The sequence below is a fragment of the Chryseobacterium sp. DT-167 genome (assembly GCF_058310155.1).
Window position 1 is genome coordinate 60,472 of record NZ_JBZEEQ010000012.1, and the last position, 13,031, is coordinate 73,502.

General features: G+C 35.1%; 11 protein-coding genes. 5 read left to right on the forward strand and 6 right to left on the reverse strand.

What is annotated here, in order from left to right; translation table 11 throughout:
- Positions 1-149: 149 nt before the first annotated feature.
- The 3 genes from AC4FQ5_RS15550 to AC4FQ5_RS15560 all read right to left on the reverse strand — a co-directional run bounded on the left by AC4FQ5_RS15550 (position 150) and on the right by AC4FQ5_RS15560 (position 4,486).
- Positions 150-2,447 carry a GH92 family glycosyl hydrolase gene (locus tag AC4FQ5_RS15550; RefSeq protein ID WP_491144757.1) on the reverse strand — a complete coding sequence of 766 codons (2,298 nt, stop codon included), beginning with the start codon at positions 2,445-2,447 and terminating at the stop codon, positions 150-152.
- Between the two features lie 92 nt (positions 2,448-2,539).
- Positions 2,540-3,220 carry a response regulator transcription factor gene (locus tag AC4FQ5_RS15555; protein WP_491144759.1) on the reverse strand — a complete coding sequence of 227 codons (681 nt, stop codon included), beginning with the start codon at positions 3,218-3,220 and terminating at the stop codon, positions 2,540-2,542.
- 18 nt (positions 3,221-3,238) lie between these two features.
- Positions 3,239-4,486: a sensor histidine kinase gene (locus AC4FQ5_RS15560; RefSeq protein ID WP_491144760.1), complete on the reverse strand. Its 1,248-nt coding sequence runs from the start codon at positions 4,484-4,486 to the stop codon at positions 3,239-3,241.
- A gap of 171 nt (positions 4,487-4,657) precedes the next feature.
- Between AC4FQ5_RS15560 and AC4FQ5_RS15565 the strand changes: the two genes are divergently transcribed.
- The 5 genes from AC4FQ5_RS15565 to bamJ all read left to right on the forward strand — a co-directional run bounded on the left by AC4FQ5_RS15565 (position 4,658) and on the right by bamJ (position 10,319).
- Positions 4,658-5,071: a DUF1573 domain-containing protein gene (locus AC4FQ5_RS15565; protein WP_491144762.1), complete on the forward strand. Its 414-nt coding sequence runs from the start codon at positions 4,658-4,660 to the stop codon at positions 5,069-5,071.
- A gap of 172 nt (positions 5,072-5,243) precedes the next feature.
- The gene (locus AC4FQ5_RS15570) at positions 5,244-6,125 is read left to right on the forward strand and encodes an SDR family oxidoreductase (protein WP_491144763.1); all 882 of its coding nucleotides are present in this window, start codon (positions 5,244-5,246) and stop codon (positions 6,123-6,125) included.
- A gap of 75 nt (positions 6,126-6,200) precedes the next feature.
- Complete coding sequence (locus AC4FQ5_RS15575; protein WP_491144765.1) at positions 6,201-8,399, forward strand: M1 family metallopeptidase; 2,199 nt, start codon at positions 6,201-6,203, stop codon at positions 8,397-8,399.
- A 143-nt stretch (positions 8,400-8,542) separates the two neighbouring features.
- Entirely contained in the window at positions 8,543-9,370 is an 828-nt protein-coding gene (locus tag AC4FQ5_RS15580; protein WP_491144766.1) for an endonuclease/exonuclease/phosphatase family protein, read from the forward strand.
- Positions 9,371-9,614: 244 nt separating this feature from the next.
- Positions 9,615-10,319, forward strand: coding sequence for a BamJ family beta-barrel-assembly machinery protein (gene bamJ / locus AC4FQ5_RS15585; RefSeq protein ID WP_491144768.1), 705 nt, complete (start codon positions 9,615-9,617; stop codon positions 10,317-10,319).
- A gap of 116 nt (positions 10,320-10,435) precedes the next feature.
- Here bamJ and AC4FQ5_RS15590 read toward each other — a convergent pair whose 3' ends face one another.
- The 3 genes from AC4FQ5_RS15590 to AC4FQ5_RS15600 form a co-directional block, all read right to left on the reverse strand.
- Positions 10,436-11,080, reverse strand: coding sequence for a response regulator (locus AC4FQ5_RS15590; protein WP_491144769.1), 645 nt, complete (start codon positions 11,078-11,080; stop codon positions 10,436-10,438).
- Positions 11,077-11,790 (reverse strand): sensor histidine kinase, encoded by a 714-nt coding sequence (locus AC4FQ5_RS15595; RefSeq protein WP_491144771.1) that lies wholly within the window; start codon positions 11,788-11,790, stop codon positions 11,077-11,079. Before AC4FQ5_RS15595 ends, AC4FQ5_RS15590 begins: the two co-directional genes overlap by 4 nt.
- Before the next feature lie 700 nt (positions 11,791-12,490).
- A complete protein-coding gene (locus AC4FQ5_RS15600) occupies positions 12,491-12,979 on the reverse strand; it encodes a hypothetical protein (RefSeq protein WP_491144773.1) in 489 nt (162 codons plus the stop codon).
- Positions 12,980-13,031: the final 52 nt, after the last annotated feature.

The window sequence follows — 13,031 nt, forward strand, 5'->3', positions numbered from 1 at the left end:
GCGCGTTTTTTCATTTGTAAGTTTCAAAATTGGCTTTAGCCAAAACTTAATGAAATTTTCTCTCGCAGATTGAGCAGATTAAGCAGATTTTTAACGCAATCATCTGCTTAATTTGCGAGAAATTAATTGTCCTAAAACGAGTCAAAAAACTATTTCCTCGGTTTAGCACTCATATAAAAACTCAATTTCCCACCGTTCATAATCTCAGAATGTTTCAATGTGAAATTTTTTACTTCTTTTCCGTTTAAAAGAATTTTCCCAACATATACATTCTGCGGACCTTGATTAATTACCTCAATCTCAAAAGTTTTTCCGTTTTCTAAATTCAAGACTGCATTTTCAATCGCAGGACTTCCAATTGCATAATCTTCCGAGCCGGGAGCAACCGGATAAAAACCAAGCGAACTCAAAATATACCAAGCGCTCATTTGTCCGGCATCGTCGTTTCCTCCCAATCCATCGGGTGTTGCTTTGTATTGCATATCTAAAATCCGTCTGATCTGCGCCTGAGTTTTCCAAGGCTGTCCCGCCCAATTGTAAAAATAAGCAACATGATGAGCCGGCTCGTTTCCGTGAACATATCCACCGATGATTCCTTCTCTTGTAATGTCTTCTGTATCTGCGAAAAACTCGTCAGGCAAATGCATCGTAAATAATTCGTCTAATTTTGAAGCAAATTTTTTCTTACCGCCCATCAGCGTAATTAATTCATCTGGATTTTGAGGAACGAAGAAACTGTAATTCCATGAATTTCCTTCAATGAAGCCTTGTCCGTGCGTACTCAGAGCACTAAAATCTTTCTTAAAACTTCCGTCTGCCAAACGAGGTCGCATAAATCCAATGGTTTTATCAAAATTATTTTTCCAGTTTTCAGAACGTTTAAAGAATTGATTGTAAATTTCAGTTTCACCCAAATATTTCGCCAACTGAGCGATTGTCCAGTCGTCATAAGCATATTCTAAGGTGTTGGAAACAGAAGTTCCGCTTTTTTCAGTGGGAATAAATCCTTTGTCGATGTACAAACCAATTCCTTCATAATCTCTTTTATTGGCAGTTTCCACACAGGCTTTCAAAGCTTCTTTTGCATTGCCGTCATAATTTCCTTTAATGATTGCATCCGCAACCACACTTACACTGTGATAACCGCTCATGCACCAATTATCGTTTGCGTAATGTGACCAGATCGGTAACATTTTCATTGAAAATTGGTCATAATGTGCCATCATTGATTTCACCATATCATTATTTCGTTTCGTTTGAATAATGTTAAAAAATGGATGAAGTGCACGATAAGTATCCCAGATTGAGAAAGTTGTATAATTCGTAAAACCTTCCGCCTTGTGAATGTTTTGGTCCAAACCTTTATACTCTCCGTTGACGTCTGTATACGTTGTAGGACTGATAAAAGTATGATACATCGCCGTATAAAAATTCGTTTTTTCTGGTTCAGAGCCTTTTGCAACGATTTTATTTAATTCTTTATTCCAAATTTCCTGCGTTTGTGCTTTGACCTGGTCGAAAGATAAATTTCCGGTTTCTATTTCTAAATTTTCTAAGGCATTGGCTTGACTTACAGGTGAAATTGCTAATTTAACTTCAATTGCTTCATTTTCATTGGTGTCAAAATCAAAAAACATTTTCAGATTTTTTCCTGCGATCTCCGGGAAGTTTTTTGTCTGGTCAAATTTTCTCCAAAAACCATTGTAAACTTGTTTTCCATCAAAGTTTTTCTGACCATAAGATTTAAACGGTTTTGAAAATTTCATCGCAAAGTAAACGGTTCTCGTTCTTGCCCAACCGTTGGTTTGTCGGTAACCTGTAATGGTGTTTCCGTTTTCTACACGAACGTAAGTCCAGACATTTTTACCATCATAATTGTAAATTCCAGCCATCAGATCCAAAATAATATGTGCCTGATCAGACTTTGGGAAAGTATATCGATGAACCCCGACTCTTGTCGTTGCCGTTAATTCAGCCAAAATATTATGATCATCAAGCTTTACTTTGTAATATCCTGCTTCTGCTTTTTCGTTTTGATGGGAAAATCTGCTTCTGTAGCCACTTTCAGGATTTGTAGCTGTTCCGGGATTCAATTGTAATTTTCCGACAGTTGGCATAATTAAAAAATCTCCCAAATCAGAATGTCCTGTTCCGCTGAAATGAGTTGAGCTAAAACCTACAATTGTTTTGTCTTCGTATCGATAACCTGCACAATATTTATACACTTCACCATTGTATTTACCATTGAGTTCGTAGGAAATTGTATCAGTTTCCGGACTTAGCTGTACTGCTCCGAAAGGCGCAGTTGCTCCGGGATAAGTGTGCCCCATCTTTTCGGTTCCGATTAACGGATTCACATACTGAATTAATTTTTCAAATTGTTGAGCTTTACCATGTAAACTAAAAAATAGAAATAAAAGAAAAAATGAAGTTCCCGAATTTTTCATGAAGGATAGATTTTGAAAACGATAAATTTAATCAAAATCAAAAGATAATTGTTGATCAACAATATTTAATAAAAGCTAAGATGTGAAATTATTTATTTTTCAGAAAAACGGAAACCAATTCCATGAATATTCTCAATGACAATATTTTCCTCGTTTGCCAAAACCTTTCGCAATCTCGAAATGAAAACATCCAGACTTCGTCCCATAAAATAATCATCATCACCCCAAATGGCTTTCAGAATATCCTGTCTTTTTAAAACCGTATTCTTGTGGCGGATAAAATATAAAAGCAATTCAGATTCTCTTTGAGTAAGTGTAATCGTGTTTTCTGAATCCTGTAAAGTATAATTTTTGTGATCAAAATGATATTTTCCAACAGTATATTTTGGTAATGAAGTTTCTGTTTTCTTAGAACGTTTCAGGAAAACTTCTATTTTCAGAATCAATTCTTCGATGCTGAAAGGTTTTACCAGATAATCATCTGCTCCGATTTTTAAACCTTTGATTCTGTCTTCTTTTAAAGCTTTTGCAGAAATAAAAATGATGGGAATTTCTGAATTTTTACTGCGAATTTGTTCGGCAAGATCAAATCCGTTCATCTCCGGCATCATGATGTCTAAAAGGCAAATGTCAAAATCTTTACAATTGAAAGCTTCAAGGGCAGATTTTCCGTCTCCGTAATGTTCAATTTCATAATATGCTTCCAGACTATCCTGAATCAGGAAAGCTATGGTTTTATCGTCTTCTGCATATAAAATTTTAGATTTCTCCATTGTTTACATTGATTAAATTTAAAACGGAAAAAACAAAGTTGTGGTAATCCCTGTGTCTTTATTATTCTCAACAGATATTTTCCAGTGATGTTGCTGAACGATTTTTTTTACATAAAAAAGTCCTAACCCAAAACCATTGACCTCATCACTTTTTTTGGTAGCGACTCTGTAGAACTTATCAAAAATATGAGGAATATTTTTAACAGGGATGCCGATTCCGTTGTCTTTAAACTTTAAATATAATCCTTTTGAATCTTTTTCTGACGAAATAATCATGTGAGGTTTGGTTTCACAATATTTAATAGAGTTATCTAGAATGTTGTAAATGATATTGGTAAAGTGAAATCTGTCTGCAATTACAGAAGCATGATTTTCAATATTGATAACAATTTTAAGATTCTCATTTTTTTGCTGCATATTTTCTGCGATTTCCGCAATAAAAGGCAGGAGTATGATCTTTTCTGTTTTTAAGGAAAGTCCGGCTGAATCATTTTTGGCAATATTCAAAATCTTTTCGATGTGGTTATTGAGCTTGTTGCTTTGATCGATAATAATTGAAGTGTACGTTTGAAGTTTAGAACTTTGCTGTACAATTTCCTGTTTGTTAAGCGATTCTGTGGCCAGAAGAATTGATGAAAGGGGAGTCTTAAACTCATGCGTCATATTATTAATAAAATCCCTTTGCAGCTCTGAGAATTTTTTTTGCTGAATAATCGTATAGATAGAGTAAACATACACCAGCAAAATGATAATGAGCGCAAATGTAAGCAGATACCAGAAACGCAATGAGCTGATGAGATAAGTCGCCTTATCTGGAAAACGTATTGAAAAATAATAGGTGAGGTTTTTATGTTTTGGAAACTGAATCACCTTTTCACTGGGCTCTTCCTGATGACTGCTCATGTATTTTCCGTAGATCATCTGATCGCTGTGGCAATTGTATAAAGCGTAAACGTAATCTGTATTGATTTGAAATCTTGTAAATTCTGTTTTCAGGTAATGTTCAAGAACTGCGGGATGAAATTCGTTATTGATATTGACGACGTAATAATCATTTGCCACAATCTGCACAGGATTTTCTGTAAAAGAGGTTTTTCCTTCAGACATTTTGTCGACAACCTCCATCAAAGCAATATTTACTTTTTGATTAAATTTTTTATCCTCAAGATTATATGCCTGTTTCGTCCATAAAAGCTGTGCGATCAAAATTCCGATAATCGCAACGAGACCAAGCGTAATAATGATATTGAGTTTCTTTATTTCCATTTTCAGAAGCAATATTATCCAAAAATATTTATTATTCTCTGATTATTAACAACTCATTAACAAATGTTTGACAGCAGTTAACAAATTCTTTAATCGATCATGCATATCTTTGGATTATCAAAAGAAAACAATTGATTTCTTTAAATTTTATTAAACATTAAAATTATACTCATGAAAAAATTGAAAATTTCAGCGGTGCTTGCAGTTTTAGCATTCTCTCCGTTTTATGCCAATGTATTTTCTACAGAAGCTGTTTCTATCGTAAAAGTAATTGCAGAAGCAATCAAATGGAAATCAGAATCTATTGACGTAGGAAATATTCCTCAGGGAAAACCGAAATTAATCAGATTTGAATTTACAAATACCTCTTCAAAGCCTGTTATCATTGAAAATGTGGCTCCTTCATGTGGCTGTACTACGGCAGATTATACTAAAACTCCAATTCTTCCCGGAAAAAAAGGATTTGTAGAAGCTAGCTATAATGCCGCAAGCGCAGGTGCTTTTGTAAAAACAGTAAATGTTACCACAAGTGACAGTAAAACTCCTAAAACTCTTTCTTTTAAAGGAACCGTTGTTGCTTCATAAGAAAATTTACATATAAAAAAGAACAGCTGATAATGATTTATCGGCTGTTTTTTTATGTATAAACTCTCATATTCTGTGATATAATTGATGAATTGTATTTGTAACATTATTTATCATAAAATTTTAAGCTTCATCCGTTTAATATTTATTATTTTTAAGAAAAATAAAACGTATGAATTTATATACTCAACCGATGTTGCGTGAAGATGCCCTTAAAGGAAAAGTTGCCATCGTAACAGGCGGCGGAAGCGGGCTTGGAAAAGCAATGACCAAATATTTTCTTCAGTTGGGAGCAAAAGTGGTGATCACCTCAAGAAATCTTGAAAAACTTTACGGAACCGCAAAAGAGCTGGAAGACCAGACTGGTGGAAGAGTGCTTTGTGTTGCTTGTGATGTAAGAAACTGGGACGAGGTAGAAGCAATGAAAGAAGCAACGTTGAAAGAATTTGGAAGAATTGATATTTTATTGAATAACGCAGCAGGAAATTTCATTTCTCCAACAGAAAGACTGACGCATTCTGCTTTTGACTCTATTTTAGATATTGTTTTAAAAGGTACAAAAAACTGCACACTTTCTATTGGAAAACACTGGATTGACTCAAAAACTCCCGGAACAGTTTTAAATATTGTTACCACTTATGCCTGGACCGGCTCTGCCTACGTCGTTCCATCAGCTTGTGCAAAAGCCGGAGTTCTGGCAATGACAAGATCTTTGGCAGTAGAGTGGGGAAAATACAATATCCGTTTCAATGCCATTGCGCCGGGACCTTTCCCTACGAAAGGAGCATGGGACAGATTGCTTCCGGGAGATATGAAAGATCAGTTTGATCTGGCTAAAAAAAATCCTTTAAAAAGAGTTGGAGAGCATCAGGAACTAGCAAATCTTGCCGCATATCTGGTTTCAGATTTTTCATCTTTTGTAAATGGCGAAGTCGTTACAATTGATGGTGGAGAATGGCTGCAGGGGGCCGGAGAGTTCAATATGCTGGAAGATATTCCTCAGGAAATGTGGGATGCTCTGGAAGCAATGATTAAAGCTAAGAAATCAAATTAATTAAAATAACTAAATTAGGCTCCTGAAATTGTAACAATTTCAGGAGTTTTTTTACCAATCAAAAAAATATTTTCAATGAATTTTAAATTTCCCACTATTATTTCTGCAATAGCAGTAATGCTTTTTACAAATTCTGTCTCAGCTCAGGAAGCTCCGAAATATGATTATGTAGAAGCATTCAAACCATTCTTTTATTCTCAGACAGGTACAGAAACAAGATCAGCAAGTGGACAACCGGGACACGCTTATTGGCAAAATTCTGCAGATTACAATCTGAATGTGAGTCTGAATGATGTAAAAAATGAAATCACAGGAACTGCTGAAATTACCTATACCAACAACAGTCCCGATAAAATGAGCTTTCTGTGGTTGCAGTTGGATCAGAATTTATTTCAGAAAGATTCACGGGGAAATGCGATCATACCACTTTCAGGAAGCAGAAACGGAGCTAAAGGCGAAACTTTTGATGGCGGTTATAAGATCAAATCTGTAAAACTCGATGGTAAAGACGTAAAATATACTGTTACAGACACCAGAATGCAGATTGATCTTCCTCAGGAATTAAAAGCTAAAGGCGGAGTCGCAAAAATTAAAATAGAATACTCTTTTCTTTCTCCTCAATACGGATCAGACAGAATGGGAATTCAGGATACAAAGAATGGTAAAATCTTTACGATAGCACAGTGGTTTCCAAGAATGTGCGTTTACGATGACGTGTTGGGATGGAACACAATGCCATATTTAGGCGCATCTGAATTTTATCTCGAATATGGAGATATTACTGCAAACATTACCGTTCCTTCCGATCATTATGTTGTCGCTTCGGGTGAGCTTTTAAATGAAAAAGAGGTGTACTCGAAAGAAGAAAACAACAGATGGTCGCAGGCAAGAAGCTCAGATAAAACCGTCATGATAAGACCGGAATCTGAGATTGGAAAAAGCAAAACATCAGGTACAAAAACATGGAAGTTTAAAATCAGCCAGACCAGAGATTTTGCATGGGCTTCTTCTCCGGCATTTATTTTAGATGCAGCAAAAATCAATCTTCCAGGCGGTAAAAAATCATTAGCGATTTCTGCTTATCCTACAGAAAGTGCAGGGGAAAATGCATGGGGAAGATCTACAGAATACACCAAGGCTGCCATTGAGCATTACTCGGCAAAATGGTACGGATATACTTATCCTGCAGCAACCAATGTTGCCGGAAACGAGGGCGGAATGGAGTATCCCGGAATTGTTTTCTGTCATATGGATTCTAAAGGTGAAGAACTTTGGGGCGTTACCGATCATGAGTTCGGGCACAACTGGTTTCCAATGATTGTGGGTTCAAACGAAAGACTTTTTGCGTGGATGGATGAAGGCTTTAATACTTTTATTAATGAATTGTCTACTGAGGCTTTTAACAAAGGTGAGTATTATTCTAAGAAAAATATTGCACAGATGGGAAGTTACATCATGAATGACAATCTTGAACCAATTATGGTGGGTCCGGATAATATGAAGGAAAACAGCATTGGTGCTTTAGCATATTTTAAACCAGGATTAGGTTTGGGAATTTTGAGAGAATCTGTTTTGGGTCCGGAAAAATTTGATAAGGCTTTCAGAACTTATATTGAACGTTGGGCATTCAAGCATCCGACACCGTGGGATTTCTTCCATACGATGGAAAATGTGTCGGGAGAAGAACTGAATTGGTTCTGGAGAGGCTGGTTTATCAACAAGTGGAAAATTGATCAGGCGGTTAAAAATGTAAAATATATTAATGGTGATTTTAAAAGCGGCGTTCAGATCACGGTTGAAAATATTGGTCAATTGCCAATGCCGACCATCATTCAGGTTAAATTTAAAGATGGGAGTGACCAAATCGTAAAGTTACCTGTAGAAATCTGGAAACGTAATACAGAATGGACATTTAAGCTTGATTCATCAAAAGAAATTGCTGAGGTAAAGCTTGATCCGAAATCTGATATCCCTGATGTAAATCCTAAAAATAATTCATGGTCTTCTGCAGATGCAAAACCTATGGAGAAAATCAACGTAAAAGATTTTACCGGAACGTTTGCAAATAAAGAAATTGGGCTGAAACTTACTTTTAAAGAAAAAGACAATCAGCTCTTTGGTCAGGCTGCGGGTCAGCAGGAATTTCCTTTGGAATATATTGGGAACAGCACTTTCAGGTTCGATCAGGCTGAAATTTCAATGACTTACAGCAGCGACAAAAAGACAATCATTTTTACGCAAGGCGGACGAGAATTTAAATTTATCAAAGAATAAATTCGTCTCATAATCTACACAACTCCGGAAATTCCGGAGTTTTTTTGTTATTCAGATTTAAAAATTAATAAAAAGTTTATCATTTTGTTATTTCTTTCAGATGCATAAGTTTTATTTTTGCTTTTAATTAAATGAAAACTATAATGAATTTCAGATTTTTAATCGTATTGCTGATGTTTTTTGTATCAGGCTTTTCTCAGGATCTTAAAGTAATGAGCTTCAATATCAGGCTCAATGTAGATTCAGATAAAGAAAACTCATGGCCAAACAGAAAAAATGATGTTACAGATTTGCTGACCTATTATCATCCGGATTTTTTCGGAGTTCAGGAAGCGCTTCCCGATCAGATGAAAGATATTAAAACAGGTTTGAGAAATTACGATTATGTGGGTGTCGGAAGAGATGACGGAAAAGAAAAAGGTGAATTTTCTGCGATATTTTATGATACTAAAAGACTTCAGATTGTAAAATCCGGAACATTCTGGCTTTCCGAAACTCCCGAGAAACCATCGAAAGGTTGGGATGCAGCCTTGAACAGAATTTGCACTTACGCTGTTTTTAAAGATAAAGAATCGCAGAAGGAGTTTTTGGCAATGAATATTCACTTTGATCATGTCGGAAATGTTGCTCGGGTAAAATCTTCAGAAATGATCTTAAAAAAGGCAAAAGAACTGAATCCTAAAAGTTTGCCTTTAGTATTGACAGGTGATTTCAATTTAACCGAAGATACAGAGCCTGTAAAAATCCTTTCTCAAAATCTGGAAGACACTTTTTACAATGCTGAAAAAAAACATTATGGTCCTGTAGGAACTTTCACTGGTTTTAATATTAATGAAATTCCAAAAAACAGAATCGATTATATTTTTGTGAAAGGTTTTAAGATAAAATCTCACAGACATATCAACGACAGAAGAGAAAATCTATTATACCCGTCTGATCATTTTCCGGTTTTGGCAGATTTACAATTTTAAAGAATAGAAGGCATTGTATCAGTGCCTGTTATTTTTCTTCTGCTATCTTCATGATTTTCTTGAAATTACTTGCCTCAGGAAGATTATTGATAAGCCCTGCTTTTCTGCCTTCATTGTTATTAAATCAAGAAAGAGAGTCTGAAAATTTGAAATAGAAAAAATTCTTATACAGCAGGAAAGTTTCTATAATTAATGATAGATTTGCAGCGATTAATTCGTTAGTAAAAATTAATAAAATTATCAAATGAAAAAACAGACTATTGCATTATTTTGCATAGCAACATTTAGTATTTCATGTGCTCAAAAAAGTGATTCACCGGCTACCGGCAAATATACAGATGACCAAAAAGCATCTTATTATATAGGTCTGAGTATTGCCCAAAATATGAAGCAGGAAGGATTCAAGGTAGATGCCGACCTTCTGGCGCAGGCTATTAAAGAAGAAATGGCAGGAACAAAGAAACTGATGCCGGCTGAAGAAATGACTGCTTTCATGCAAGACTTTATGCAGAAGCAAAATGAAAAAAAGCAATCTGCAGCAATATTGCAGGCAAAAGAAAATAAGAAGAAAGGTCTTGATTTTCTTACAAAAAATAAGACTAATCCCAAGGTAAAAACCACTGCTTCAGGTTTGCAGTATGAGGTATTGCAGGAAGGTGATGGTAAAACAAAACCAAAAGCATCAGACATTGTACAGGTAAAATATACAGGTAAATTAATGGATGGAACTGTCTTTGACTCTACCGATAAAAATGGAGGTGCACCGATGGATATTAATCTGGGCAGCGTGATAAAAGGGTGGACGGAAGGTATCCAGCTCATGAGCAAGGGATCTAAATACAGATTTTATATTCCGTCAGATTTGGCATACGGAGATCATGGAGCGGGTGCTGCAATTCCTGCAGGTGCTACCATCATCTTTGATGTAGAATTAGTGAATATAAAATAAAGTTTAAAAAACTAACTCTAAAGAATAATAAAAAAAAGAAGCTGAAAAGCTTCTTTTTTTTATTACGACAAATCCTTATAAAATCTGCATTACAAATACAGAAGAAGATGAAACATCTACGATTCGGCAAATCCGTTTTTCAGAGCAAAGACAGCCAATCCTACTCTTGTTTTTAGATCCAGTTTTTCACAAAGCTGATCTCTGTAACTTTCTACGGTTCGCGGGCTGCAGCACATTTTTTCGGCAATCTCTTTATAGCTTAATTCTGTTACTGTATAGGTGAGAAATTCTTTTTCCCTATCAGAAATTCTTATAGCCTTCCCATTGGTTCCGTCACTGTTAATGTTTGAAAAAATGATTTTAGATGCCCATTCCGGATAGAAAAAACCATCATCTTTCAGTTTTACCAGAGCTTCCTCAAGATCTCGTGGGTGGGTATTTTTCAGAAGATATCCTTTCGCTCCGTTTTTTATCATTTTGATCACGCTGTTGTCATCGCCCTGCATACTTAGTGCCATTACTTTTATGTCTGGATGATTTTTTTTGAGCCAAAGCACACTTTCAAATCCATCCATGATCGGCATACTGATATCCATTAAAATAATATCAGGAATTTCATAATTGCTTTCAAACTTATCAATAAGATCCTGCCCGTTCTGTGCAACATAGATTACCTGAAAATCTTGGAAATTGTCTATAATTCCTTCCAGAGCTTTTGCTATAAGCAGATGATCATCAACGATTACTATTGTTTTTTTCATTCCTGATTTTTAAATGAGATATTGAGTGATGTTCCTAAGTCTGTTTCACTTATAAAGCTGAATTCTGCCCCGATAATTTTTGCCCGGTTTTTCATATTGGTTAATCCGATTCCGTTGCTCAGGGTTTTTGTTGTATCAAATCCGACACCGTCATCCTTTATATTCAGTTCCCACAGATTTTCTTTAGAAGTCTTTAATTTAATAAAAATATTTTTGCAGTGAGAGTGTTTGATGCTGTTCTGGATAAATTCCTGAGTTATCCTGAGAAGTACATTTTTGTGAACAAAATCTAACTCAAGATTTTCCGTATTATGCTCAAAATGAATTTCACACTTTTTTAGTGCATTGGTATTGTCAACCTCTTCCTGAATTAAAGTTGCAATTTCTTTCTGACTGATATTATCATCAGTAAGTGTTTTCGAAAGACTTCTTAAATCCTGCAGAGACTGATTGATGATTTGCGAAACCTGATCTATTCTTTCGCTCACTTCAGGAACTTTATTTTCATAGAGCAGCTGTTGGGTATAAAGGCTCACCAAAGTGAGTTTCTGACCAATATTGTCATGTAGTTCACGCCCGATCTGCTGCATTGTAGCCTGCTGAATTTCCAGCTGGGTAGCAAGAAGTTCTCTTTGGTGAATTTCATTTTTAATTTGAATTTCACTTAAATATTCTACTTTTCTCTGTTTATACTTTTTTATATAAACCATTATGGCAACAATAAAGAAGATAAAAAAAATATTGAATAAAATAATCGTTAAGAGTAGTTCCGTTTTCCCCATATAAAAGAGCTTGCAAACATAAGGTACATAATAATCCCCGAAATTAGGAAATATAAAGTATATATATTCCAAATTTGCTTGTGTTCATAGATTTGAAGATAAAAAGCCCAATATGGCAAGGTTCCTATATAAAATAAAGTTACTCCTAGATTAGTATAAAACATCGGATTTTTAGAGAATTCAAGAATATTATCTGAATTAATCTGCTTATAATACTCCATTACTACCAAAAGCATTAGCAATAAGCTTCCAAAAGTATAATTGAAAGAAAAAATATACTTATTCTTTAAAAAATATAACTCATTGGGAATGTATGCCAACAAAAAAACTGTGACAAAACACCAAAATAAAACCTTCCTCTGCAATGAAACATAAGCGTAAAGCCAGAAGAAAAATATAAATTCTAATGGTATTACAAAATAATTAAACACAAGATGCATAGGGACCGGAGTGTATTTTACACCGTATTTTCCAAATATTTCACAAAAAAAAATAAATACTAAGTATACCGAAAAATAGCGGTACATACTTCTCTTACTTCTTTTGAAAGTCATGATAATAGCAACCAATGCCGCCAAACCTTCGGTGAAAATCATCGAATCCTGCAGCAATAAGTGTATGTCATTCATCAGTAAGACTCTACAATAGATGTTCCCGGCGGAATAAGAGCTCCATGATTTTGAGCAACTGCTCTCCCCGAAACCTCTAATGTAACAGCCAGTGCGTGGCCCATGTCTTCATAAGGATTAAAATCATAATTAAGATCATCCTTCTTTTTTGTAGGAACCATTATAAGAGTATGTCTTCTTGCATAATCAGCAGGAATAGGATATTGTGGCTCTTCAGGATAAGCTGCATAATAAAAACGAATCCCAAGATCTTTGGTTGTTACATCAGGATCTATATCACATGCCTCTTTCTCAATATCTGCAATAAATTTTTTCAGCGTCACCATATCAAACCAAATAGCATTAGCGTCATCGATTCCCAAAGTTTCATTAATTGCCATAAGCTGATTATTACGGTAATTATCTACCTGACTTTGTATTACTTCAGTAGGGATCACATTCGGTTCGCCAAGTCCTTTCTTTCCTGTTATTTCAGTTTTCTTTTCCATATTATTACTTTGTTTAAATAATTTTATCGCAAATTAAGGAAAAATAGAATAT

Bases quoted from the DNA above. Each gene is read 5' to 3' on its own strand.
- AC4FQ5_RS15590 (WP_491144769.1), bottom strand. From the start codon at position 11,080: ATGAAAAAAACAATAGTAATCGTTGATGATCATCTGCTTATAGCAAAA.
- AC4FQ5_RS15575 (WP_491144765.1), top strand. From the start codon at position 6,201: ATGAATTTTAAATTTCCCACTATTATTTCTGCAATAGCAGTAATGCTT.
- AC4FQ5_RS15555 (WP_491144759.1), bottom strand. From the start codon at position 3,220: ATGGAGAAATCTAAAATTTTATATGCAGAAGACGATAAAACCATAGCT.
- AC4FQ5_RS15565 (WP_491144762.1), top strand. From the start codon at position 4,658: ATGAAAAAATTGAAAATTTCAGCGGTGCTTGCAGTTTTAGCATTCTCT.
- AC4FQ5_RS15560 (WP_491144760.1), bottom strand. From the start codon at position 4,486: ATGGAAATAAAGAAACTCAATATCATTATTACGCTTGGTCTCGTTGCG.
- AC4FQ5_RS15595 (WP_491144771.1), bottom strand. From the start codon at position 11,790: ATGGTTTATATAAAAAAGTATAAACAGAGAAAAGTAGAATATTTAAGT.
- AC4FQ5_RS15550 (WP_491144757.1), bottom strand. From the start codon at position 2,447: ATGAAAAATTCGGGAACTTCATTTTTTCTTTTATTTCTATTTTTTAGT.
- bamJ (WP_491144768.1), top strand. From the start codon at position 9,615: ATGAAAAAACAGACTATTGCATTATTTTGCATAGCAACATTTAGTATT.
- AC4FQ5_RS15570 (WP_491144763.1), top strand. From the start codon at position 5,244: ATGAATTTATATACTCAACCGATGTTGCGTGAAGATGCCCTTAAAGGA.
- AC4FQ5_RS15580 (WP_491144766.1), top strand. From the start codon at position 8,543: ATGAATTTCAGATTTTTAATCGTATTGCTGATGTTTTTTGTATCAGGC.
- AC4FQ5_RS15600 (WP_491144773.1), bottom strand. From the start codon at position 12,979: ATGGAAAAGAAAACTGAAATAACAGGAAAGAAAGGACTTGGCGAACCG.